We start from the raw sequence: 23647 nt of genomic DNA, 5'->3' as shown, positions 1-23647 counted from the left end.
GGAAAGCATGAGCAAGCAGATTCTGATTCTCCCAGGTGACGGTATTGGTCCGGAAATCATGGCCGAAGCGGTCAAGGTGCTGGAGCTGGCCAACGACAAGTACAGCCTGGGCTTCGAGCTGAGTCATGACGTGATCGGTGGTGCCGCCATCGACAAGCACGGCGTGCCGCTGGCCGACGAAACGCTCGACCGTGCCCGTGCCGCCGACGCCGTCCTGTTGGGCGCCGTGGGCGGCCCGAAATGGGACACCATCGAGCGTGACATCCGCCCTGAGCGCGGCCTGCTGAAGATTCGTGCGCAACTGGGCCTGTTCGGCAACCTGCGTCCGGCGATCCTCTACCCGCAACTGGCCGACGCTTCGAGCCTGAAGCCGGAAATCGTGGCCGGTCTGGACATCCTGATCGTGCGTGAGCTGACCGGTGGCATCTACTTCGGCGCGCCACGTGGCACCCGCACCCTGGACAACGGCGAGCGTCAGTCCTACGACACCCTGCCGTACAGCGAAAGCGAGATCCGCCGCATCGCCCGCGTCGGTTTCGACATGGCCATGGTTCGCGGCAAGAAGCTGTGCTCGGTGGACAAGGCCAACGTGCTGGCGTCCAGCCAACTGTGGCGTGAAGTGGTCGAACAAGTGGCCAAGGATTACCCTGAAGTCGAACTCAGCCACATGTACGTCGACAACGCCGCCATGCAACTGGTGCGCGCACCGAAGCAGTTCGACGTGATCGTCACCGACAACATGTTCGGCGACATCCTGTCCGACGAAGCCTCGATGCTCACCGGTTCGATCGGCATGCTGCCGTCGGCTTCGCTGGATTCGAACAACAAGGGCATGTACGAGCCTTGCCACGGTTCGGCGCCGGACATCGCCGGTAAAGGCATTGCCAACCCGTTGGCGACCATTCTGTCGGTGTCGATGATGCTGCGTTACAGCTTCAATCTGCACGATGCGGCCGATGCCATCGAGAAAGCCGTCAGCGTGGTGCTGGATCAAGGCTTGCGTACCGGTGACATCTATTCAGCCGGTTGTACCAAAGTCGGAACGCAGGAAATGGGTGACGCAGTAGTCGCCGCGCTGCGGAATCTGTAATCTCTCGGGCCCGCTGCGAAATTCAATACAAAGCAGCGGCCCACTTTTCAAGAAGGTGTAGTTGCGATGAAACGTGTAGGTCTGATCGGTTGGCGCGGCATGGTCGGTTCCGTGCTCATGCAGCGGATGCTGGAAGAGCAGGATTTCGATCTTATCGAGCCGGTGTTTTTCACCACTTCCAATGTCGGTGGCCAAGGCCCGTCCGTGGGCAAGGACATTGCTCCGCTCAAGGACGCTTACAGCATTGAAGAGCTGAAAACCCTCGACGTGATCCTGACCTGCCAGGGCGGCGACTACACCAGCGAAGTGTTCCCGAAGCTGCGCGAAGCCGGCTGGCAGGGTTACTGGATCGACGCGGCTTCCAGCCTGCGGATGAACGATGACGCTGTCATCATTCTCGACCCGGTCAATCGCAAGGTCATCGACCAGCAACTGGACGCGGGCACCAAGAACTACATCGGCGGCAACTGCACCGTCAGCCTGATGCTGATGGGCCTGGGTGGTCTGTTCGAAGCCGGCCTGGTCGAGTGGATGAGCGCCATGACCTATCAGGCGGCCTCCGGTGCCGGCGCGCAGAACATGCGTGAACTGATCAAGCAGATGGGCGCGACCCATGCTGCGGTGGCCGATCAACTGGCCGATCCGGCCAGCGCGATCCTCGACATCGACCGTCGTGTGGCCGAAGCCATGCGCAGCGACGCGTACCCGACCGAGAACTTCGGCGTACCGCTGGCCGGCAGCCTGATCCCGTGGATCGACAAGGAACTGCCGAACGGCCAGAGCCGTGAAGAGTGGAAGGCCCAGGCCGAAACCAACAAGATCCTCGGCCGCTTCAAGAGCCCGATCCCGGTCGACGGTATCTGCGTGCGCATCGGCGCCATGCGTTGCCACAGCCAGGCGCTGACCATCAAGCTGAACAAAGACGTGCCGATCGCCGACATCGAAGGGCTGATCAGCCAGCACAACCCTTGGGTCAAACTGGTACCGAACAACCGCGACATCAGCATGCAGGAGCTGAGTCCGACCAAGGTCACCGGCACCCTGAACGTCCCGGTGGGTCGTCTGCGCAAGCTGAACATGGGTTCGCAATTCGTCGGTGCCTTCACCGTAGGCGACCAACTGTTGTGGGGCGCGGCCGAACCGCTGCGTCGCATGCTGCGGATCCTGCTTGAGCGTTGATAGCTTGATGCAATGAAAGAACCCGTGCCTTGTGAGAGGTGCGGGTTTTTTTATGGCATTTTAAAAGATCGCAGCCTTCGGCAGCTCCTACAGAATCGGGTTCACACGCAACTCCTGTAGGAGCTGCCGAAGGCTGCGATCTTTTGCTCTAAATTGCCGAACCGCCAGTCACCCGGTAAAGTGCCGCTCCCCCCGTTTCGCCAGAGGTAGAACCATGACCCAGACCCTTGATATTGCCGTCGTCGGCGCCACCGGTACTGTCGGCGAAACCCTCGTACAGATTCTCGAAGAGCGCGACTTTCCGGTCGGTAACCTGCACCTGCTGGCCAGCAGCGAATCCGCTGGCAGCTCGGTGCTGTTTCGCAACAAGAACGTGCGCGTGCGTGAAGTCGACGAGTTCGATTTCAGCAAGGTCAAACTGGTGTTCTTCGCCGCTGGCGCTGCGGTTTCCCTGAGCTATGCGGCGCGGGCCCACGCGGCCGGTTGCTCGCTGATCGATCTGTCCGGCGCATTGCCGGCCGAGCAGGCGCCGCAAGTGGTGCCGGAGGCCAACGCCGAGGTCATTGCCGGTCTGAAAGCACCGTTCCAGGTCAGCAGCCCAAGCCCTTCGGCGACGACGCTGGCCGTGGTGCTGGCGCCGCTGCTCGATTTGCTCGAACTGCAATACGTCAACGTCACCGCCAATCTGGCCGTATCCGCCCAAGGTCGCGAAGCCGTGACCGAGCTGGCGCGGCAGACCGCTGAGTTGCTGAACATGCGTCCGCTGGAGCCGACTTTCTTTGATCGGCAGATGGCCTTCAACCTGTTGGCGCAGGTCGGCACGCCGGACGCTCAAGGCCACACGCTGCTGGAAAAACGCCTGGTGCGCGAGCTGCGTCAGGTGTTGGCGCAGCCTTTATTAAAGATTTCCGCTACTTGCGTTCAAGCCCCGGTGTTTTTTGGCGATAGCTATAGCGTGACCTTGCAGTCAGCGAGCGCGGTCGACCTGGAAAAGGTCAACGCCGCACTGGAAGACGCACCCGGCATCGAGCTGGTTGAAGCCGGCGATTACCCGACAGCGGTGGGTGACGCGGTGGGGCAGGACGTTGTCTATGTTGGCCGTGTGCGCGCCGGTGTCGACGACCCGGCGGAACTTAATCTGTGGCTGACGTCAGATAACGTACGCAAAGGTGCGGCTCTCAACGCTGTGCAGGTTGCTGAATTGTTGATAAAAGACCTGCTGTAAAAGATACTTGGCAACAATTTGTCGACTGATTCTAGGTGAGCGCTATGCTTGCCCGGAGCACTTGATAACGTGTCACCCTCCGGGACTTTCCGGGGCATCAAAGAAATGATCGCGCGCGGCTTGTGTCGTCGTCGCGCGCAATGCCTTACGGCAGCGGCAATCAACATCTTCTCGCTGGCCGAGGAACGTTCAAACAAAGGATGAGGCTATGGTTCAAGTTCGCAAACTGGTGTTAGCAATAGCGGCCGCCTCGGCGCTGTCCTCCGGTATGGCGCATGCCCTCGGGCTCGGGGAGCTGACCCTGAAGTCGACCCTGAACCAGCCGCTGGTGGCCGAGATCGAGTTGCTCGACGTCAAGGATCTCACCGCTGCCGAAGTGGTGCCGAGCCTGGCTTCACCCGAAGATTTCGCCAAGGCCGGTGTTGATCGCCAGGCCTTCCTCAACGACCTGACGTTCACCCCGGTGCTCAACGCCAGCGGCAAGAGCGTGCTGCGCGTGACGTCGAGCAAGCCGCTGTCGGAACCGATGGTGAAATTCCTCGTGCAGGTGATGTGGCCGAATGGCCGTCTGCTGCGCGATTACAGTGTGCTGCTGGATCCGTCGAAATTCTCGCCACAGACCGCTGACGCCGCCGCGCAACCGGCGCCGTCGCAGACCATCACCGCACCGACCACCGGCGCCACGCACCCGAATCAGTACACCACCACGCCGCGCGATACCTTGTGGGAGATCGCCGCGAAGGCGCGCACCGGCGGCTCCGTGCAGCAAACCATGCTGGCGATTCAGGCGCTGAATCCGGATGCGTTCATCGATGGCAACATCAACCGGCTGAAAACCGGTCAGGTGCTGCGCCTGCCGGACTCGGTGGAAAGCACCGCGCTGCCACAGTCCAAGGCGATTGCCGAAGTTGCCGCGCAGAACGAAGCCTGGCGTCAGGGCCGTCGCTATGTGGCCAAGCCGGGTACCGGCCAGCAGCAACTCGACGCAACCAAGCGTGGTCGCAGCAACGCCGGCACCGGCCAGAATGCCAAAGACAACTTGAGCCTGGTCTCCGCCGAAAGTGCCAAGGCGCGGGGCAAAGGCCCGGCCGGCGATGCCAAGGCCTTGAGCAACAAACTGGCGGTGACTCAGGAAAGCCTCGACACGACCCGTCGTGACAACGAAGAACTGAAAAGCCGCATGGCTGATCTGCAAAGTCAGCTGGACAAGCTGCAGCGCCTGATCGAGCTGAAAAACAATCAACTGGCGAAGATGCAGGCCGAGGGTCCGGGCACTGCGCCAGCCGCCACCGCTGCCGTACCGGCGATCACCGCCGAACTGGCCGCAACGCCGCCAGCGACGCCGGCGGAGGCCGCACCTACCCCGGAATCGGCGATTGCGCCACCGGTCGACACGCCTGCCGAGACGCCAGTGGTTGCGCCAAAACCGGTAGTCGATGAAGACAAAACCTTCAATGAACTGCTGACCAATCCGATCCTGCTGGGGCTGATCGGCGGCGGTGCGGTGGTGCTGCTGCTTCTGCTGTTGCTGCTGGCCCGTCGCCGCAAAGCCCAGCAGGAAGCCGAGAAACACCTGCGCATGGCCCGCGCGTTGGCTGAAGAGCAGGAGTTCTCTGCCGAGCAGGATCTGCCGGAAAGCAGCTTCGAAGGTCTGGAAACACCTGCCGCCAGCGTCAAGCTCAACACCCCGGCATCTGCGCCAGCGCCTGCTGCGGTAGTGGCTCCGGTGGTGATGGCCGAGCCGATTGCCGCGCCATTGGTCGCGCCGGCCGCCGAGCGTTCCGATGACGTGCTGGACAAGGCTCAGTCGCATATCAATGCCGGTCGCTTGAATCAGGCTGCCGCGCTGCTGGAAGAGGGCGTCAGTCTTGAACCGCAACGCAGTGATCTGCGGCTGAAACTGATGGAAGTTTATGGTCAACAGGGTGACCGCGATGCGTTCGTCGGTCAGGAGCGCCAGCTGGTGGCCAATGGCGACAACTTCGCCAAGGTCGAAGAGCTGAAAAAACGCTTCCCGGCCATGGCTGTAGTCGCGGTTGCGGGTCTGGCTGCAGCGGCGGCCGCTGCCGAACTCGATGCGCAATACGTCAAGGAGCTGCTGCTTGACGAGCCAGAGGCGCCTGCACCTGAGCCTGCGGCAGATGATCTGGACAGCGCGTTCGATCTGAGTCTGGACGACCTCGACAACATCACCCCGGTTGAGCCTGCGCCTGTCGTCGCACCTGAAGCTCCGGTGGAGCTGGACGAATTCCCGGCTGACGACGATCTGAGCTTTGAGTCGGTGCTGCAACAGCAGACCGAAATCAAAGAGAATCTCGACGACTTGTCGGATTTCGACCTCGATCTGGACCTCGGTGCCGAGCCTGCGCCAGCCCCGATGGCTGACCTGGCGGACGATGACTTCCTGCTGGATCTGGACGAAGGCGTGAAAGACCTGTCGCCGGCCGAGCCTGTGGTCGCCAGCGAAGTGCCACAGGACGATCTGGAGCTGCCCGCCGATTTCGATCTGTCGCTGGCCGACGAAATGGACACCAACCCGGCCGAACCGGATGCCTTCGCGGCAGAGCTGGATGACGTCAACGCCGAGCTGGATCGTCTGTCGCAGAGCATCGCCGAGCCGACCTTCACCGAAGCCGACGCGGCCATGGGCGATGAACTGGGCGAAGACGACTTCGACTTCCTCGCCGGCACCGACGAAGCCGCCACCAAACTCGATCTGGCCCAGGCCTACATCGACATGGGCGACAATGACGGCGCGCGCGACATCCTCAACGAGGTGTTGACCGAAGGTGACGAGAAGCAGCGGGGCGAGGCCAAGGAAATGCTTTCGCACCTGGCTTGAGTCAGCGGTAAATCAAAAACGGCAGCCCGATCAAGGCTGCCGTTTTTGTTTGCTTTTTAATATCAAAAGATCGCAGCCTTCGGCAGCTCCTACAGAGGAACGTAATCTCATGTAGGAGCTGCCGAAGGCTGCGATCTTTTGATCTTGAAACTGGCATCCCCGACCCACAGCCTTATAATGCCCGCCTTTGTACATCAGCAGGCTGTCCCACCTTGGCAAACATAGATAATCCGGCCGCCGAAATGGCACCCGAAGGCTTTTACCGCGTGGCACTGGGCGTCGAGTACAAAGGCTCGCGCTACAGCGGCTGGCAGCGTCAGTTGACCGGCGTGGCCACGGTGCAGGAAGAGCTTGAAAAAGCCTTGTCGAAAGTCGCCAATTCGCCGATTTCGCTGCAGTGCGCCGGTCGCACCGATGCCGGGGTGCATGCGTGCGGGCAGGTGGTGCACTTCGATACGCCGGTCGATCGTTCGCTGAAAGCCTGGGTGATGGGCGCCAATATCAATCTGCCCCACGACATCAGTGTCAGTTGGGCGCGGGTGATGCCGGCGCATTTCCATGCGCGGTTCAAAGCCATCGCCCGCCGTTATCGCTATGTCATCTACAACGATCAGATTCGTCCGGCGCATCTCAACGAAGAGATCACCTGGAACCACCGCCCACTCGACGTTGAGCGCATGGCTGAAGCGGCGCAATACCTGATCGGCACTCACGATTTCAGTGCGTTCCGCGCCGGCCAGTGTCAGGCCAAGTCGCCGATCAAGAAGATGCATCATCTGCGCGTGACCCGTCACGGCAAGATGATCGTTATCGATATTCGCGCCAACGCCTTTTTGCACCACATGGTGCGCAACATTGCCGGTGTGCTAATGACCATCGGTGCCGGCGAGCGCCCGGTCGAGTGGATGAAGGAAGTTCTGGAAAGCCGCGAGCGCCGTTCCGGTGGCGTGACGGCGCATCCGTACGGGCTGTATCTGGTGCAGGTCGAGTATCACGACGAATTTCCGTTGCCCGAGCGTTTTATCGGGCCACATTTCCTTACGGGTTTCTCGGAACTTGACGGCTGACGCCCTCGAACGCATTTGTTACCATCCGGGACTTTCCCGAATTTGACGCGGAGTTTTTCTCGATATGTCAGCCGTTCGCAGCAAGATCTGCGGGATTACCCGCATAGAAGATGCGTTGGCAGCGGTCGAGGCCGGGGCGGATGCGATCGGGTTCGTGTTCTACGCCAAGAGCCCGCGTGCAGTGAGCGTGCAGCAGGCAAGGGCGATCATCCAGGCCTTGCCGCCGTTCGTGACGACGGTGGGCCTGTTCGTCAATGCCAGCCGCTGCGAGTTGGGGGAAATCCTCGATGCCGTGCCGCTGGATCTGTTGCAGTTCCATGGCGACGAGACCGCGCAAGATTGCGAAGGCTGGCATCGTCCGTACATCAAGGCATTGCGGGTCAAGGCCGGCGACGACATCGCGGCTGCCGTTGATGCCTATCCGAGTGCCAGTGGCGTGCTGCTCGACACCTACGTCGAAGGCGTGCCTGGCGGAACCGGTGAGGCGTTCGACTGGTCATTGATTCCGCAGCAATTGAGCAAACCGCTGATCCTGGCGGGTGGCCTGTCTCCGGAAAACGTCGCCGACGCCGTGGCCCGGGTCAAACCGTACGCCGTTGATGTCAGCGGCGGGGTAGAGGCGAGCAAGGGCATCAAGGATCCTGCGAAGATCCGCGCGTTCATCAATGCCGTACGCAGCAGCTCGCAGGGAGCGTCTACTTCGATGTGACGGCTGGCAGTCTGCCGCCGTCCATCAATGCACTTGCACAAAGCAGGCGAGGCTGAGGGTTTCTGGAGTTGCACGCAGGTCATGTTTCGCGCTGACCGCGGCGTTCCACCAACCATCGCCACACACATGAATTTAGCTGAAGGGCATACGCGGGGCTGCGAACCAGAGCGTTCGGGCCGCCGGTACTGGAGAAAGAAAGCATGAGCAACTGGTTGGTAGACAAACTGATCCCTTCGATCATGCGGTCGGAGGTCAAGAAGAGCTCGGTGCCTGAAGGTCTGTGGCACAAATGCCCGTCCTGCGAGGCTGTGCTGTATCGCCCTGAGCTGGAAAAGACCCTGGATGTTTGCCCCAAGTGCAACCACCACATGCGCATCGGCGCACGGGCGCGTATCGACATCTTCCTGGATGCCGAAGGTCGCAACGAGCTGGGCGCAGACCTGGAGCCGGTTGACCGTCTGAAATTCCGCGACGGCAAGAAGTACAAGGACCGTCTGGTCGCCGCACAGAAGCAGACCGGCGAAAAGGACGCGCTGATCTCCGTCAGCGGCACCTTGCTGGGCATGCCGGTGGTGGTGTCGGCGTTCGAATTCAACTTCATGGGCGGTTCCATGGGTGCCATCGTCGGAGAGCGCTTCGTGCGCGCCGCCAACTACGCCCTGGAAAACCGTTGCCCGATGATCTGCTTCGCCGCCTCCGGTGGTGCGCGCATGCAGGAAGCGCTGATCTCGCTGATGCAAATGGCCAAGACGTCGGCCGTACTGGCGCGTCTGCGTGAAGAAGGCATTCCGTTCATCTCGGTGCTGACCGATCCGGTCTACGGCGGTGTTTCCGCCAGTCTGGCGATGCTCGGCGACGTGATCGTCGGTGAGCCAAAGGCGCTGATCGGCTTCGCCGGTCCGCGCGTGATCGAGCAGACCGTGCGTGAAAAGCTGCCGGAAGGCTTCCAGCGTAGCGAGTTCCTGCTGGAGCATGGCGCGATCGATCTGATCATCGATCGTCGTGAACTGCGTCCACGTCTGGGCAATCTGCTGGCGCAGCTGACCGGTCAGCCGACACCGACCTACGTCGCCGCTCCTGTCGAGCCAATCGTCGTTCCACCGGTGCCTGCCAACGTATGACCGAGCGTACCCTTGGCGAGTGGCTCGCCTACCTTGAACAGTTGCATCCATCGGCCATCGACATGGGGCTGGAGCGTTCGCAACGGGTAGCGTCCCGCATGGGACTGGGCCAGCCGGCGCCTCGGGTGATCACGGTCACCGGCACCAACGGCAAGGGTTCAACCTGCGCTTTCGTGGCTTCATTGCTACGGGCGCAGGGCCTGAGCGTAGGTGTCTACAATTCTCCGCACCTGCTGCGTTACAACGAGCGGGTGCAGCTCAATGGCGTCGAAGCCACTGACGCACAGCTGTGCGAGGCCTTCGCTGCAGTCGAGGCCGGGCGTGGCGACACTTCCCTGACTTACTTCGAAATGGGCACCCTGGCGGCGTTCTGGCTGTTTCAACAGGCAAAACTTGACGCTGTGGTGCTGGAAGTCGGTCTGGGCGGGCGTCTGGATACGGTCAATGTGGTAGATGCCGATGTCGCGCTGGTCACCAGCATTGGCGTTGATCATGCCGAATACCTGGGTAACACCCGTGAATCCGTGGCTTTCGAGAAGGCCGGGATTTTCCGTCAGGGCAAACCCGCCTTGTGTGGTGATCTGAATCCTCCGCAACCGCTGCTCGACAAGGCGCGCGAATTGGCGTGTCCGTTTTTCCTGCGTGGGCGTGATTTCGATCTGGGTATCACTGATCAGCATTGGCAATGGCGCGGTACCGATGCGCAAGGCCTGCAGGTCGAACTGCATGATTTGCCGTTGCTCGATCTGCCGATGGAAAACGCTGCGCTGGCCTTGCAGGCGTATCTGTTGCTCGGTCTGCCGTGGGATGCCTCGCAGATCGTTGCAGCCTTGCAGGCGACTCGCGTGGTCGGGCGTCTGGATCGTCGCTCCTTTGACTTCAATGGCAAGCGCTTGAACCTGCTGCTGGATGTGGGACACAACCCGCACGCGGCGGAGTATCTGGCGCGGCGTCTGGTCAGTCGGCCACCGGCGGGCAAACGTCTGGCGGTGTTCGGCTTGCTGGCCGACAAGGATCTGGATGGTGTTGTCGGCGAATTGAATGCTAGTGTCCAGCATTGGGCGGTCGCGCCGCTGGATTCGCCGCGTTCGCGTCCGGCCAGTGAATTGCACGCCGGGTTGCAGAACCTTGGCGCATCCGTCACGTCCTATGACAGTGTCGCGGCGGCGCTGGAAGGGCAGTGCGCAGTGGCCACCAGTGACGACGAGATTCTGTTGTTCGGATCATTTTATTGTGTCGCCGAGGCCCTTGAATGGCTGGCCCGGCGCTCCACGGAGGAAGCGGCAAATGGCTTTGCTGGATAAAGCGTACAAGCAGCGCATGGTTGGCGCCCTGGTGCTGGTGGCACTGGCGGTGATTTTCCTGCCGATGCTGTTTTCCCGCCAGGACGAGCAACGTCAAGTGACAGTCGAGGCGCCATCTGCACCGCAAGCGCCGGCTGTGCCGCAAGTGCAGCTCGAGCCGGTGGCCGTGCCTGAGCCGCAAGCGCTGCCGCAGGAGCCGGTACCGAGCGATGACGAAGTGGCCGAGCAATCGGCGCCGTCGATGCCGATTGCCGCAGCACCTGCACCGGCACCCGCGCCGACCCCGGCTCCGGCAGCCAAACCGGTTGCGCCTGCGCCCGTTGCCAAACCTGCTCCGGCACCGGCTCAGCCGATTGCTGCGGCTGCGACCAAACCTGACACCGCGCAAAGCCGGGTCGATGCGAACGGTCTGTCGGTCAGCTGGTCGGTGCAACTGGCCAGCCTGTCGAGCCGAGAGGGCGCGGAATCGCTGCAGAAAACCCTGCGCAGCCAAGGCTACAACGCTTACATCCGTTCCGCCGATGGCAAGAATCGGGTGTTCGTCGGGCCGCTGATCGAACGTGCCGAGGCTGATCGCCTGCGGGATGTGTTGAGCCGTCAGCAGAACCTCAAGGGTTTTGTCGTGCGCTTTCAGCCCGAGCGCGGCTAGGATCTATCGATTCGATTGAAATGCACTGAAAATCGCAGCTTACCGACAGCGGTGCGCTCTGCTAAAATGCGCCGCCTTATCCGTCTGTAGGCTGCACTGTGCCATTTACCCTGGTTGACTGGGCGATCGTTGCAATCATCGCCATCTCCGCTTTGATCAGTTTGAGCCGCGGCTTCGTCAAGGAAGCATTATCGCTGGTGACCTGGATCATCGCAGGAGCGGTTGCCTGGATGTTCGGTGGCTCACTGTCCGAGTACCTCGCCGGATACATCGAAACCCCATCGGCTCGCGTGATCGCGGGCTGTGCCATCATGTTTGTCGCCACACTGATCGTGGGCGCAATGATCAATTATCTTATCGGCGAGTTGGTGCGCGTGACCGGGTTGTCTGGCACCGACCGATTCCTGGGCATGGCCTTCGGCGCGGCGCGTGGCGTGTTGCTGGTGGTCGTGGCAGTCGGGCTGTTGAGCCTGGGGCCGGTACAGCAGGACGGGTGGTGGAAAGAATCACAGCTCGTGCCAAAGTTTCTATTGGTCGCCGACTGGTCCAAAAACCTGATTCTCGGGTGGAGCAGTCAGTGGCTTGCCAGCGGAATCAGCGTACCCGCTGATATTCCGTTCAAGGAGCAACTCTTGCCGTCGGCCAAAACGCCTCAGTGAGTGTTGTTCAGTTCAGATCCATTAAGTAGGGGTTGCGTCGCATGTGTGGCATCGTCGGTATCGTCGGTAAGTCGAACGTCAATCAGGCGCTGTATGACGCGCTAACCGTGCTCCAGCACCGCGGCCAGGACGCTGCCGGTATCGTGACCAGCCATGATGGCCGGTTGTTCTTGCGCAAGGACAATGGTCTGGTGCGTGACGTGTTTCAGCAGCGTCACATGCAGCGCCTGGTCGGCCACATGGGTATCGGCCACGTGCGTTACCCGACCGCCGGCAGCTCGACCTCGGCCGAAGCGCAGCCGTTTTACGTCAACTCGCCTTACGGCATCACACTGGCGCACAACGGCAACCTGACCAACGTTGAACAGTTGGCCAAGGAAATCTACGAATCCGACCTGCGTCACGTCAACACCAGTTCCGACTCGGAAGTGCTGCTCAACGTGTTCGCCCATGAGCTGGCCCAGCGCGGCAAGCTGCAGCCGACCGAAGAAGACGTGTTTGCCGCCGTGACCGACGTGCACAACCGTTGCGTCGGCGGTTACGCGGTGGTAGCGATGATCACCGGTTACGGCATCGTCGGTTTCCGTGATCCGCACGGCATCCGTCCGATCGTGTTTGGCCAGCGTCACACCGACGAAGGCGTCGAGTACATGATCGCTTCCGAAAGCGTGTCGCTGGACGTGCTCGGTTTCACCCTGATCCGCGACCTGGCCCCGGGCGAAGCGGTCTACATCACTGAAGACGGCAAGCTGCACACCCGTCAGTGCGCGACCAACCCGTCCCTTACCCCGTGCATCTTCGAACACGTTTACCTGGCGCGTCCGGATTCGATTATCGACGGCGTGTCGGTTTACAAGGCGCGTCTGCGCATGGGCGAGAAACTCGCCGAGAAGATCCTGCGCGAGCGTCCGGAGCACGACATCGACGTGGTCATCCCGATTCCGGACACCAGCCGCACCGCCGCGCTGGAGCTGGCGAACCATCTGGGCGTGAAATTCCGCGAAGGCTTCGTCAAGAACCGTTACATCGGCCGGACCTTCATCATGCCGGGCCAGGCGGCGCGCAAGAAGTCGGTTCGCCAGAAGCTCAACGCCATCGAGCTGGAATTCCGCGGCAAGAACGTGATGCTGGTCGACGACTCGATCGTGCGCGGTACCACCTGCAAGCAGATCATCCAGATGGCCCGTGAAGCCGGCGCGAAAAACGTCTACTTCTGCTCGGCGGCCCCGGCCGTACGCTTCCCGAACGTTTACGGCATCGACATGCCGAGCGCTCACGAACTGATCGCACACAATCGTTCGACTCAGGACGTGGCGGATCTGATCGGCGCAGACTGGCTGATTTATCAGGACTTGCCTGACTTGATCGAGGCGGTCGGTGGCGGCAAGATCAAGATCGAAAACTTCGATTGCGCGGTGTTCGACGGCAAGTACGTCACCGGCGACGTCGACGAGGCTTACCTGGACAAGATCGAGCAGGCACGCAACGATGCTTCCAAGGTCAAGACCCAGGCGGTCAGTGCGATTATCGATCTGTACAACAACTGAGTTTCTACCGGCCCTGAGGGGCCGGTTTTGTATCTGGCAAAAGACTTTCATTTATTCAGAACAGGGCAAGGAGTGACAGCATGAGTCAGGAATGGGATGCCGGTCGGCTGGACAGCGACCTCGAAGGCGTAGCGTTCGATACCCTGGCCGTACGTGCCGGTCAGCACCGTACGCCGGAAGGCGAACACGGTGATCCGATGTTCTTCACTTCCAGCTATGTGTTCCGTACCGCCGCCGACGCGGCCGCGCGCTTTGCCGGGGAAGTGCCGGGCAACGTTTACTCGCGTTACACCAACCCGACTGTGCGCGCGTTCGAGGAACGTATTGCTGCGCTGGAGGGCGCCGAGCAAGCGGTTGCCACTGCCACGGGCATGGCCGCGATCATGGCGGTGGTGATGAGCCTGTGCAGCGCCGGCGATCACGTGCTGGTGTCGCGCAGCGTGTTTGGTTCGACCATCAGCCTGTTCGAAAAGTACTTCAAGCGTTTCGGCGTGGAAGTTGATTACGTGCCGCTGGCCGATCTGTCGGGTTGGGAAGCGGCAATCAAGCCGAACACCAAGCTGTTGTTCGTCGAGTCGCCGTCCAATCCGTTGGCCGAGCTGGTGGATATCACCGCGCTGGCGGAAATCGCTCACGCCAAAGGCGCGATGCTGGTGGTCGACAACTGCTTCTGCACGCCTGCCTTGCAGCAACCGCTGAAACTCGGTGCGGACATCGTCGTGCACTCGGCGACCAAGTTCATCGATGGCCAGGGCCGTTGCATGGGCGGTGTGGTGGCCGGTCGCAGCGAACAGATGAAAGAAGTCGTCGGTTTCCTGCGCACCGCCGGGCCGACCCTGAGCCCGTTCAATGCGTGGATCTTCCTCAAGGGCCTGGAAACCCTGAACCTGCGGATGAAGGCGCACTGCGCCAACGCTCAGCAACTCGCCGAGTGGCTGGAGCAGCAGGACGGTATCGAGAAGGTGCATTACGCCGGGCTCAAGAGCCATCCGCAACACGAGCTGGCCCAGCGTCAGCAGAAGGGCTTCGGTGCGGTAGTCAGTTTCGAGGTCAAGGGCGGCAAAGAGGGCGCATGGCGCTTTATCGATGCCACCCGCTTGATCTCGATCACTGCCAACCTTGGTGACAGCAAAACCACCATCACCCATCCGAGCACCACCTCCCACGGCCGTCTGGCGCCGCAGGAGCGTGAGGCGGCGGGGATTCGTGACAGCCTGATCCGCATTGCGGTCGGTCTGGAAGACGTGGCGGACCTGCAGGCCGACCTGTCGCGCGGTCTGGCGGCGTTGTGATCGAGTTGTCGACGCCGACGGCGGGTACCCATGGCCGTGTGGCGCTGGTCACCGGCGCCGCGCGTGGCATCGGTCTGGGCATCGCGGCCTGGCTGATCAGCGAAGGCTGGCAAGTGGTGCTGACCGATCTTGATCGGGCACGCGGTTCGAAAGTGGCGAAGGTGCTGGGCGAGAATGCCTGGTTCATCGCCATGGACGTGGCGGATGAAAGTCAGGTGGCATTGGGTGTTGCTGAAGTGCTTGGGCAATTCGGTCGTCTCGATGCGTTAGTGTGCAACGCGGCGGTGGCTGATCCGCACAACATCACCCTGGAAAGTCTGGATCTGGCGTACTGGAATCGGGTGCTGGCAGTGAATCTCAGCGGGCCGATGCTGCTGGCCAAGCACTGCGCGCCGTATCTGCGCGCGCACAACGGCTCGATCGTCAATCTGGCCTCGACCCGTGCGCGGCAGTCGGAGGCAGATTCCGAGGCTTATGCGGCGAGCAAGGGCGGGTTGTTGGCGCTGACTCATGCGTTGGCGATCAGTCTTGGGCCGGAGATTCGGGTCAACGCGGTCAGTCCCGGCTGGATCGATGCGCGGGATCCTTCTGCGCGTCGAGCTGAGCCGCTGGCCGATGCCGATCATGCGCAGCATCCGGCGGGCAGGGTAGGGACGGTCGAGGATGTGGCGGCGATGGTTGCGTGGCTGTTGTCGCGCAATGCCGGGTTTGTGACCGGGCAGGAATTCGTCGTGGATGGTGGCATGACGAAAAAGATGATCTACAGCGAGTAGATCTCCTTTTTCTACTGAATTTGCGTTGAATGAACTGACGTCTTCGCGGGCAAGCCCGCTCCCACATGAGGAATGCATTTCCCTGTGGGAGCGAGCTTGCTCGCGAATGCAGTCTTGCAGGATGGAAACAATTTCGTCTTTTTCAGAAAAACTTCAATCCTGCTATTGACTTAGGTTCGCTACCTGCGTAAATTTCGCGGCCTCGGAGATGCAAACGGGTGATTAGCTCAGCTGGGAGAGCGTCTGCCTTACAAGCAGAATGTCGGCGGTTCGATCCCGTCATCACCCACCACTCCCGAGAAACTTGCGAAAGCAAGAGGTAGGCTGAAAGTGCCTCCACCGACGCGCAGCGGTAGTTCAGTCGGTTAGAATACCGGCCTGTCACGCCGGGGGTCGCGGGTTCGAGTCCCGTCCGCTGCGCCATATTTTACGAGTCAGACATTGTCTGGTTCGCGATTGAAAAGCACCGAAGCTTTCAGTCAAAACGAGTTAATTGAGCGCAAGCTCAAAGCGATACGCAGCGGTAGTTCAGTCGGTTAGAATACCGGCCTGTCACGCCGGGGGTCGCGGGTTCGAGTCCCGTCCGCTGCGCCATATCTGTTTCAAGGACCACTGAACGCCTTGAAACACCGAAAGCAACCGCTGGTTGTTTCGGAATCGATAGCAAAGACCCTGGTCGAAAGACCGGGGTTTTTTGTGTCTGAAATTTGGCTTTCCTCTCTTCCTCCCTCCTCAATCCAGCGCAAATCCCTGTGGGAGCGAGCCTGCTCGCGAAGGCGTCGGCACGTTAAAAATCAGTATTGGCTGGAAGAACGCTTTCGCGAGCAGGCTCGCTCCCACAAGGGGTGTCGATATGCCCTGCGATCTGCTGCGGTGCCACGTCGCATTGATTTTTTGATTCTTTAGTCAAATTTTTGTAACTGGTTGTTTGCTGCGAGCGCGGAAACCTTTAAAGTTAACCTTTCGGTCAGCTTTGCACTGTCAACACGCCCTTTGTTTCGCCAAGAAGGGCTTCTGCAAGACTCGAGATTCCCAGTAGATAACCAGAAGGGCGGACACATAACCGCCCAGAGGATGATCCATGTCCAACCGTGATATATCCCGGCGCTCGTTCCTCCAGGGCGGGCTGGTGGCGGGTGTGAGCGTCACGCTCACGCCGCTCAGCAGCCAGGCGCTGGCTGCCTTGATGGAAACCAGCGTCACCGTGCCGTCCGAGAAGTGGCTCGGCAACAACGGCAAGGCGCGTCAACGTAATGATGCGCTGTCCAAAGTTTGCGGCAGCAAAGTATTTGCCCGCGACATTCGCTCCAAGGACATGCCGGGCTGGCCTGAGCAACAGGGCCACGCCATGCTGCTGAAAACCATCAAGGCCGACCGTATCTACGCTGGCTACGACCTGTCGTGGCTCGGTGCCGACTTGCAACCTGACCGCATCGTCACCGCCGCCGATCTGGACAAGGACGGCATCGTCTTCCCGGAAGAGCACGCGCCGGACCCCTTGCTGCCGGAAGGCAAAGTGCCGATGTTCATCGGTCACCCGGTAGCAATCCTGATCTGGAACGATTTCGAGCGTTTCCGCCAGGCCAAGAACAAACTCAAATTCAATGACAAGGCGATTCGTTACGGTGCACAAGTGCCGTACTACGAAGGCGACCCTTATGGCAGCTTCCGCTACGTGCGCGTGGGCGGTCCGACCTCGGCCGACGAAGACGAATTCGCCAGCCTGAAAGACTCGATCCTGTTCCCGATGCTGAAGAACCGTCGGCCGGTGTGGAATTCCCAGCCGAACCTGCACGGCAACCTGACTGAGCGCGGTCTGTTCTACGCCGATCGCATGAAAAAACAGATCGACACCCCGCCAGACAACTGGCTGGTGTTCGACGAGCGCTACAAGACCCCGTCGATCGAACCGGCCGCAATGGAGCCGGACAACGGCAACGGCTGGTACGACCCGAAAACCAAGACCCTGCATTTCGTGGTCGCCACTCAGTGCCCGCTGGAAGCGGCGACCGAGACCGCGAAAATGATCGCGCCATCGCGCTTCGGCCTGGCCAACCTGAACATGCACCCGGGTTACACCGTGGGTTACGGTTCCAAAGACCACAACATCTTCGTCTACTACGCGGCCCTCGCGGCGCTGTACGGTGCCGGTGTGCCGATCCGTCTGGCGAATGACCGCTACGAGCAGTTCCAGAGCGGCATCAAGCGCCACCCGTTCGACATCCGCTATCAACTGGCGGTGGACAAGAACGACTACAGCTTCAAGATTTTCCGCGCTGAAATGAGCGTCGATGGTGGCGGTCGCATCAACTACAGCCCGTCGGTGGCGGCGGTGGGTGCTACGGCTGCGCAGTCGATCTACTACATGCCGCAGAATGACCTGCAGGTCACCGCTTACCATTCGCGAGGTGTTGAGGCGGGTTCGATGCGCGGTTACGGTACCCTGCAAAGCATGGCCTCGACCGAAATGATGGTCGACGAAATCGCCAATCGTCTCGGCGTTGACGCGATTGATCTGCGTCGCAAGAACGCCTTGCGTTCGGGGATGAAAAACACCCAGGGCGCGATCCCGGCGGGTGCTTTGCGCCTGCACGAAATTCTCGACAAGGCCTCGGTGCACGAAGTCTGGAAAAACCGCGACGCGATCAAGAAACAGCGCGAAGCTGCCGACCCGGACAACTGGTACGGCGTGGGTTTCGCCATTTGCCAGAAAGACTTCGGCACCGGTTCGGAAGCGCCGATGGCCAGCATCGAATTCACCGCTGAAGGTCGCATCACCCTGCGCCACATCGGTATCGAAATCGGCACCGGCATGTCCACGTCGCAGGCGCTGGTCGTTGCCGATTTCCTCGGCAGCCCGGCGCACGACGTGAAGACCGGCGAAACCGAATGGCAGGAAATGCAGCTGATCACCAGCGGCAACCCTTACATCATGAGTCAGGCCGAGCAGGACAACCTGCTGCGCAACCCGCGCTGGGTTGGCAAGCTGGCCTCGGCATCGTCCGCGACCAACTCGGCTTACTACTTCAGCCACGCCACCCGTGAAGCGGCGCGCGTGCTGTTCAACAACGGCTTGTGGCCGGCGGCTATGGAAATCTGGCGTCAGGGCCCTTACGGCGGTCAAGCCAACCCTTACGTGGTGCGTCGTGAAGATGCGCATTGGGTCGACGGCAAACTCACTGCCAACGGCATGCAGCCGTTGAGTTTTGAAGAGCTGGCCAAGCGCGCTCACGAGCGCGGTCTGGTCACCGGCGCCACCGTTCACGCGTTCAACCGCTGGAGCTGGGCCGAGGCCGAATACAGCATCGACGGTGTGCGCGAGCGTCTGCCGCTCGACGGTCTGGCGGTGAAGTACGGCGATGGTGCGCCGAAGGCGAAGAAGGCGCTGATGAACACGGCGGGTTTCCACCTGCTGGATCGCCAGAACATCAACTACCCGGTGGTTCAGTTGAACAACGCTGCGGTGACTTACTACAGCCCGGTCGCGACGCTGGTCGAGCTGAAGGTCAATAAAGGCTCGGCGGAAGTCGAAGTGCTCAACCACCATTCGTGGGTCGAGTGCGGTCGGGTGCTGGTCGAAGAACTGGTCAAGGGCCAGCTTGAAGGCGGGATCGCGATGGGTATCGGTCACGCATTGATGGAAGAGATGCCGCTGTACGAAGGCGGACCGGGGGAGGGTGACTGGAACTTCAACCGTTATCGCCTGCCGATGGCCCGTCACGTCGCGGTGTGGAAGCAGACTGCGGAGATTCTGCCGCCGCTGTCACCAAGCGATCCGTCCAAAGGCATCGCTGAAGTGGTGATGATCCCGGTGGTCGGTGCCATCGGTAACGCGGTGGCGCACGCCATCGGTAAACGTGTTCGCGATCTGCCAATCACTGCTGCGCGCATCAAGGAGGCCCTCAATGGCTAACCGTCCGCTTCAACTGACCCTCAATGGTCAATCCGTCGGCCCGGTGGACATCCCTGATGACCTGCCGATGATCGACTATCTGCACGAATACAAGAACCTCACCGGTTCGCGCCTGGGCTGCGGCCAGGGTATCTGCCACGCCTGCGTGGTGATCGTCGACAACCCGGACGGCACCAGCGAAGAAGTGCGCACCTGCATCACTGGCGCGCATTACTTCGAAGGCAAAAAAGTCCGCACCATCGAAAGTCATGCCAAGCGTGATGAGAGCGGTCAGGTCACCGAGCTGAACCCGATCCAGCAGCGGTTCGTCGACGAATTCGCCTTCCAGTGCAGCTACTGCGCGCCGGGCTTCGTCAACGCCGCGACGGTGCTGGTGGAGAAGCTGCAGCGCCAGCCGATCGTCAAAAGCCAGCTGGAAAAAGTCATCGAGGACAGCCTCGGCCACCACATCTGCCGTTGCACCGGGTACGTGCGTTACTACAACGCCACGCGCAACGTGCTGACCGATCTCGGCCTGGTCAAGGAGGGTTGAGCATGAAGCATCTATTGACCCGCCTGACCCTGGCGGTCGGGCTGGCTGCGCCGGTGTTGTTTGCTCACGCGGATGATCAGGTCAAGCGTGGCGAATACCTCGCCCGCGCGGCCGACTGCATGGCGTGCCACACCGCACCGGGCGGCGCGCCGTTTGCTGGCGGGCTGCCGATCGTCTCGCCATTCGGCACGATCTACGGTACCAACATCACCCCGAGCAAAGAGCACGGCATCGGCTTGTACAGCGATGACGAATTCTTCGCTGCGCTGACCGAAGGCAAGCGTCGCGACGGCGCCAATCTGTATCCGGCGATGCCCTACACCTCGTATCACTTGGTGCCGCGGGAAGACTCGGACGCGATTCATGCGTACCTGAAAACCATCGAGCCAATCGAGCGCGCCGCGCCGGTCACCAGCCTGAGTTTTCCGTTCAACGTGCGTCCTGGTCTGATCGGCTGGAACATGCTGTACGGCAAGGCCTTGAAGCTGGAATCTGCCGAAGGCAAAAGCGAAGCCTGGAAGCGCGGCCAGTACATGGTCGAAGTGCTCGGTCACTGCGGCGAATGCCACACGCCACGCGGTCTGCCGGGCGCGATGCAATTGGACAAGCGCCTGACCGGCGGCATCCTCAACGGTTATCTGGCACCGAGCCTGCTCGCCACCGATCTGGCGGCGCGTGGCTGGAATCAGCAGGACTTGAGCGCGTTCCTCAAGCACGGCATGAGCGCCCAGGGCACGATGTTCAACGAGATGTTCCCGGTGTTTCACAACAGCACCCAGGGCCTGAACGATCAGGATCTGGCGGCGATGGCGACGTTCCTGCTTGGCGACAAGCCGCCCGCGGCGAAAGAGCTGACTGAAGTGTCGCTGGACAAGCTCAGCCCGAGCGCCCAGCGCGGCCGTCAGGAATATTTGAACGTCTGCGCCGGTTGCCATGCTGCCGGTGGCGAAGGCAAGCCGCACATCGCCGTGGCCATGCGCGGCAACACCACGCTGCGTCTGGAAGATCCGCGCAATCTGTTGCGGGTGATCGAGGACGGCATCGGCGAGCAGAAATTCGCCGGGTTCGAACACATGCAGCCGATGCCGGGTTTCGCCGACAAGCTCAAGCCTGAGCAACTGACCGATCTGCTGAACTACCTGCGTCAAGGCTGGGGCGGTCAATCGGCTGAACTGGCGGTCAGCGACGTGCAGAAGCTGCAGGCTGACGCTCCGGCCGTCGAGCACAAGGCGCACTGACATGCAGCATCTCGATCTACAGGTTGTGCGGCGGGCACTGGAGTGGTCGGTGGCGGGGCAGCGCATTTGGCTCTGTACGGTGCTGACCACTTACGGCTCGGCGCCGCGTGCGCCGGGTTCGCTGCTGGCGGTGAACGATAGCGGCCAGTGGATCGGGTCGCTGTCCGGTGGCTGCGTCGAGGAAGACTTTCTCGCGCGCGTCGCTGAAGGTGCGTTTCTCGATGCGGTCAATGTGGTGCGTTACGGCGAAGGTGATGATCCGCGCTCGCGGGTCAGCCTGCCCTGTGGCGGTATTCTCGACGTATTGGTAGAGAAATTTGACGCCGACGGTGAAGTGCAGGCGCATCTTCTTGAGCTTGAATCGGCGTTGCTCGGCCAGCGTCGTCTGATTCGCGAGGTCGATCTGGGCAGTGGTGCGCGCAGTCTGTTCGCGGATCGCGAGCAGGGCGCGCGCATCGAGCGCGAGATCGACCGGGTGCGGATTCGCATCGGTGCCGCGCAGCGCTTGCTGCTGGCGGGTTACTCCAGCGTGGCGCAGGCCTGTGCCGAGTTCGCGGTCGGTCTCGGCTTCGAAGTGATTCTTTGCGATCCGCGCGACGAAGTGCTCGAAGGCGTGGTGCTGAATGGCGTGGAGATTCGTCGGCAATTGCCGTCAGTGTTTATCGCCGATGGCGGCTGTCACAGCGATACCGCGGTGGTAGCGCTGACCCATGATCCGCGCATCGACGACCTGGCAATGATGGAAGCGGTACGCACCGAAGCGTTTTACATCGGCGTCATGGGCTCGCAGCAGACCTCGCAGAAACGTTTTGAGCGCCTGCGCAGGATTGGTGGGCTGGGGGAGATCGAACTGGCGCGGATTCATGCGCCGATCGGGCTTAACCTGGGCAGCAAGACACCGGCGGAGATCGCTTTGGCGGTGCTGGCGGATATCTTGCGGATTCGTAGCGGGATCGCCCGGGATCAGCTCTGATCTGGATTTTGCAAATATTTGTGGCGAGGGAGCTTGCTCCCGCTGGACTGCGCAGCAGGCCTTCTTTTCAGATAAAAGGGAGTCCGCTGCGCGAACCGGCGGGAGCAAGCTCCCTCGCCACAGTTGTTTGCCAGTCAAGAAAACTGATCAGAACCCCAGCTTGTCACGCAACCCGTAATACCACGCACCCAACGCCGCAAATGGCGTGCGCAGCAACTGCCCGCCCGGGAACGGGTAGTGCGGCAGATCGGCAAACGCATCAAAACGCTCAGCCTGACCACGCAACGCTTCCGCCAGCACTTTGCCGGCCAGATGCGTGTACGTCACGCCGTGGCCGCTGCAGCCCTGCGAGTAATAAATGTTGTCGCCAAGGCGTCCGACCTGCGGCAGGCGCGACAGGGTCAGCAGGAAATTGCCGGTCCAGGCGTAGTCGATCTTCACGTCCTTGAGCTGCGGAAAAGCCTTGAGCATTTTCGGGCGGATGATCGCTTCGATGTTCGCCGGGTCCCGCGCGCCATAAACCACACCGCCGCCGAAGATCAGGCGCTTGTCGCCCGTCAGGCGGTAGTAGTCGAGCAGGTAGTTGCAGTCCTCGACGCAGTAATCCTGTGGCAGCAGGGATTTTGCCAGTTCTTCGCCCAGCGGTTCGGTAGTGATCACCTGAGTGCCGCACGGCATCGATTTGGCTGCCAATTCCGGCACCAGATTGCCGAGGTAGGCGTTGCCGGCGACGATGATGAACTTGGCCCTGACCTTGCCTTGTGGCGTGTGCACCACCGGGTTGGCACCGCGCTCGATGCGCACGGCCGGCGATTGCTCATAAATCGTGCCGCCGAGGGACTCCACCGCAGCGGCTTCACCGAGCGCCAGGTTCAGCGGGTGGATGTGACCACCGCTCATGTCGAGCATGCCGCCGACGTACTGATCGCAGGCGACCACTTCGCGAATGCGGCGCTGGTCGAGCAGTTCCAGTTGCGTGTGGCCGAAGCGCTCCCACAGGCGCTTCTGCGATTCCAGGTGACCCATCTGCTTGGCGGAGAGGGCGGCGAACACGCCGCCGTCCTTCAGGTCGCACTGGATGTTGTACTTGGCCACGCGCTCACGAATGATCCGACCGCCTTCGAAGGCCATCTGCCCGAGCAGTTGTGCTTGCTTGGGGCCGACTGTGCGCTCGATGACGTCGATGTCGCGGCTATAGCTATTGACGATCTGCCCGCCATTGCGCCCCGACGCACCGAAACCGACCTTCGCCGCTTCCAGTACCGTGACGCGAAAACCATTTTCCAGCAGAAACAGCGCCGAGGACAGCCCGGTGTACCCGGCGCCGATCACACAGACATCCGTCTCCACATCATCCTGCAAGGTCGGACGTGGCGGTACGGCATTGGCCGACGCAGCGTAATAAGACTCTGGGTAAGGGGTGTTCGCCATCCTGCAGCCTCTGTTTAATATATTTTACGAGTGCGCCGATCCTACCCGAGTTGAAAAACCTCCGCCAGCCACCGGAAAATCTTATCTACCGGCCCGAAATTAA

18 protein-coding genes and 3 tRNA genes are annotated in these 23647 nt (G+C 61.1%); 20 read left to right on the top strand and 1 reads right to left on the bottom strand.

Annotation, left to right across the window (positions count from 1 at the left end; genetic code table 11):
* The first annotated feature begins 7 nt into the window (after nt 1-7).
* The 20 genes from leuB (at nt 8) to ACTJKS_RS15290 (ending at nt 22113) form a co-directional block, all read left to right on the top strand.
* On the top strand, nt 8-1090 hold the full coding sequence (gene leuB / locus ACTJKS_RS15385; protein ID WP_108183238.1) for a 3-isopropylmalate dehydrogenase: 1083 nt from the start codon (nt 8-10) through the stop codon (nt 1088-1090).
* A gap of 66 nt (nt 1091-1156) precedes the next feature.
* The gene (gene asd, locus ACTJKS_RS15380; protein ID WP_003226428.1) at nt 1157-2269 is read left to right on the top strand and encodes an aspartate-semialdehyde dehydrogenase; all 1113 of its coding nucleotides are present in this window, start codon (nt 1157-1159) and stop codon (nt 2267-2269) included.
* 214 nt (nt 2270-2483) lie between these two features.
* Complete coding sequence (locus ACTJKS_RS15375) at nt 2484-3494, top strand: aspartate-semialdehyde dehydrogenase (RefSeq protein ID WP_108183237.1); 1011 nt, start codon at nt 2484-2486, stop codon at nt 3492-3494.
* 208 nt (nt 3495-3702) lie between these two features.
* Nucleotides 3703-6336 carry a FimV/HubP family polar landmark protein gene (locus tag ACTJKS_RS15370; RefSeq protein ID WP_108183236.1) on the top strand — a complete coding sequence of 878 codons (2634 nt, stop codon included), beginning with the start codon at nt 3703-3705 and terminating at the stop codon, nt 6334-6336.
* A 242-nt stretch (nt 6337-6578) separates the two neighbouring features.
* Nucleotides 6579-7403 carry a tRNA pseudouridine(38-40) synthase TruA gene (truA, locus tag ACTJKS_RS15365; protein ID WP_198758510.1) on the top strand — a complete coding sequence of 275 codons (825 nt, stop codon included), beginning with the start codon at nt 6579-6581 and terminating at the stop codon, nt 7401-7403.
* Nucleotides 7404-7467: 64 nt separating this feature from the next.
* Nucleotides 7468-8112, top strand: coding sequence for a phosphoribosylanthranilate isomerase (locus tag ACTJKS_RS15360; protein ID WP_108183234.1), 645 nt, complete (start codon nt 7468-7470; stop codon nt 8110-8112).
* Nucleotides 8113-8312: 200 nt separating this feature from the next.
* The gene (gene accD, locus ACTJKS_RS15355; RefSeq protein WP_041066058.1) at nt 8313-9233 is read left to right on the top strand and encodes an acetyl-CoA carboxylase, carboxyltransferase subunit beta; all 921 of its coding nucleotides are present in this window, start codon (nt 8313-8315) and stop codon (nt 9231-9233) included.
* Nucleotides 9230-10537, top strand: coding sequence for a bifunctional tetrahydrofolate synthase/dihydrofolate synthase (gene folC / locus ACTJKS_RS15350; RefSeq protein WP_108183233.1), 1308 nt, complete (start codon nt 9230-9232; stop codon nt 10535-10537). The genes accD and folC overlap by 4 nt, the downstream gene beginning before the upstream one ends.
* Complete coding sequence (locus ACTJKS_RS15345; RefSeq protein ID WP_041066065.1) at nt 10521-11186, top strand: SPOR domain-containing protein; 666 nt, start codon at nt 10521-10523, stop codon at nt 11184-11186. The genes folC and ACTJKS_RS15345 overlap by 17 nt, the downstream gene beginning before the upstream one ends.
* A 98-nt stretch (nt 11187-11284) precedes the next feature.
* Nucleotides 11285-11845: a CvpA family protein gene (locus tag ACTJKS_RS15340; protein WP_007961197.1), complete on the top strand. Its 561-nt coding sequence runs from the start codon at nt 11285-11287 to the stop codon at nt 11843-11845.
* A 41-nt stretch (nt 11846-11886) separates the two neighbouring features.
* Nucleotides 11887-13392: an amidophosphoribosyltransferase gene (purF, locus tag ACTJKS_RS15335; protein ID WP_003226416.1), complete on the top strand. Its 1506-nt coding sequence runs from the start codon at nt 11887-11889 to the stop codon at nt 13390-13392.
* Nucleotides 13393-13472: 80 nt separating this feature from the next.
* Nucleotides 13473-14684 carry an O-succinylhomoserine sulfhydrylase gene (locus ACTJKS_RS15330; protein WP_108183232.1) on the top strand — a complete coding sequence of 404 codons (1212 nt, stop codon included), beginning with the start codon at nt 13473-13475 and terminating at the stop codon, nt 14682-14684.
* Complete coding sequence (locus ACTJKS_RS15325; protein WP_041066071.1) at nt 14681-15457, top strand: SDR family oxidoreductase; 777 nt, start codon at nt 14681-14683, stop codon at nt 15455-15457. Before ACTJKS_RS15330 ends, ACTJKS_RS15325 begins: the two co-directional genes overlap by 4 nt.
* A 216-nt stretch (nt 15458-15673) precedes the next feature.
* Nucleotides 15674-15749 (top strand) — tRNA-Val (locus tag ACTJKS_RS15320).
* A 54-nt stretch (nt 15750-15803) separates the two neighbouring features.
* Nucleotides 15804-15880 (top strand) — tRNA-Asp (locus ACTJKS_RS15315).
* 94 nt (nt 15881-15974) lie between these two features.
* Nucleotides 15975-16051 (top strand) — tRNA-Asp (locus ACTJKS_RS15310).
* Between the two features lie 487 nt (nt 16052-16538).
* Entirely contained in the window at nt 16539-19370 is a 2832-nt protein-coding gene (locus ACTJKS_RS15305) for a xanthine dehydrogenase family protein molybdopterin-binding subunit (RefSeq protein ID WP_108183231.1), read from the top strand.
* Entirely contained in the window at nt 19363-19902 is a 540-nt protein-coding gene (locus ACTJKS_RS15300) for a (2Fe-2S)-binding protein (RefSeq protein ID WP_003226408.1), read from the top strand. The genes ACTJKS_RS15305 and ACTJKS_RS15300 overlap by 8 nt, the downstream gene beginning before the upstream one ends.
* Nucleotides 19903-19904: 2 nt before the next feature.
* A complete protein-coding gene (locus ACTJKS_RS15295) occupies nt 19905-21140 on the top strand; it encodes a c-type cytochrome (protein WP_108183230.1) in 1236 nt (411 codons plus the stop codon).
* A gap of 1 nt (nt 21141) precedes the next feature.
* Nucleotides 21142-22113: an XdhC family protein gene (locus tag ACTJKS_RS15290; RefSeq protein WP_108183229.1), complete on the top strand. Its 972-nt coding sequence runs from the start codon at nt 21142-21144 to the stop codon at nt 22111-22113.
* Between the two features lie 147 nt (nt 22114-22260).
* Here the strand turns inward: ACTJKS_RS15290 and ACTJKS_RS15285 are convergent, their stop codons facing one another.
* Nucleotides 22261-23544 carry an NAD(P)/FAD-dependent oxidoreductase gene (locus ACTJKS_RS15285; RefSeq protein ID WP_108183228.1) on the bottom strand — a complete coding sequence of 428 codons (1284 nt, stop codon included), beginning with the start codon at nt 23542-23544 and terminating at the stop codon, nt 22261-22263.
* Nucleotides 23545-23647: the final 103 nt, after the last annotated feature.

The organism is Pseudomonas sp. 22189 (genome assembly GCF_052045635.1).
Lineage (GTDB): Bacteria > Pseudomonadota > Gammaproteobacteria > Pseudomonadales > Pseudomonadaceae > Aquipseudomonas > Aquipseudomonas parakoreensis.
The sequence above is the reverse complement of the archived record's forward strand: the minus strand, read 5'-3'. Positions and strand labels throughout refer to the sequence as shown.

Bases quoted from the DNA above. Each gene is read 5' to 3' on its own strand.
- leuB (WP_108183238.1), top strand. From the start codon at position 8: ATGAGCAAGCAGATTCTGATTCTCCCAGGTGACGGTATTGGTCCGGAA.
- asd (WP_003226428.1), top strand. From the start codon at position 1,157: ATGAAACGTGTAGGTCTGATCGGTTGGCGCGGCATGGTCGGTTCCGTG.
- ACTJKS_RS15375 (WP_108183237.1), top strand. From the start codon at position 2,484: ATGACCCAGACCCTTGATATTGCCGTCGTCGGCGCCACCGGTACTGTC.
- ACTJKS_RS15370 (WP_108183236.1), top strand. From the start codon at position 3,703: ATGGTTCAAGTTCGCAAACTGGTGTTAGCAATAGCGGCCGCCTCGGCG.
- truA (WP_198758510.1), top strand. From the start codon at position 6,579: ATGGCACCCGAAGGCTTTTACCGCGTGGCACTGGGCGTCGAGTACAAA.
- ACTJKS_RS15360 (WP_108183234.1), top strand. From the start codon at position 7,468: ATGTCAGCCGTTCGCAGCAAGATCTGCGGGATTACCCGCATAGAAGAT.
- accD (WP_041066058.1), top strand. From the start codon at position 8,313: ATGAGCAACTGGTTGGTAGACAAACTGATCCCTTCGATCATGCGGTCG.
- folC (WP_108183233.1), top strand. From the start codon at position 9,230: ATGACCGAGCGTACCCTTGGCGAGTGGCTCGCCTACCTTGAACAGTTG.
- ACTJKS_RS15345 (WP_041066065.1), top strand. From the start codon at position 10,521: ATGGCTTTGCTGGATAAAGCGTACAAGCAGCGCATGGTTGGCGCCCTG.
- purF (WP_003226416.1), top strand. From the start codon at position 11,887: ATGTGTGGCATCGTCGGTATCGTCGGTAAGTCGAACGTCAATCAGGCG.
- ACTJKS_RS15330 (WP_108183232.1), top strand. From the start codon at position 13,473: ATGAGTCAGGAATGGGATGCCGGTCGGCTGGACAGCGACCTCGAAGGC.
- ACTJKS_RS15305 (WP_108183231.1), top strand. From the start codon at position 16,539: ATGTCCAACCGTGATATATCCCGGCGCTCGTTCCTCCAGGGCGGGCTG.
- ACTJKS_RS15300 (WP_003226408.1), top strand. From the start codon at position 19,363: ATGGCTAACCGTCCGCTTCAACTGACCCTCAATGGTCAATCCGTCGGC.
- ACTJKS_RS15295 (WP_108183230.1), top strand. From the start codon at position 19,905: ATGAAGCATCTATTGACCCGCCTGACCCTGGCGGTCGGGCTGGCTGCG.
- ACTJKS_RS15290 (WP_108183229.1), top strand. From the start codon at position 21,142: ATGCAGCATCTCGATCTACAGGTTGTGCGGCGGGCACTGGAGTGGTCG.
- ACTJKS_RS15285 (WP_108183228.1), bottom strand. From the start codon at position 23,544: ATGGCGAACACCCCTTACCCAGAGTCTTATTACGCTGCGTCGGCCAAT.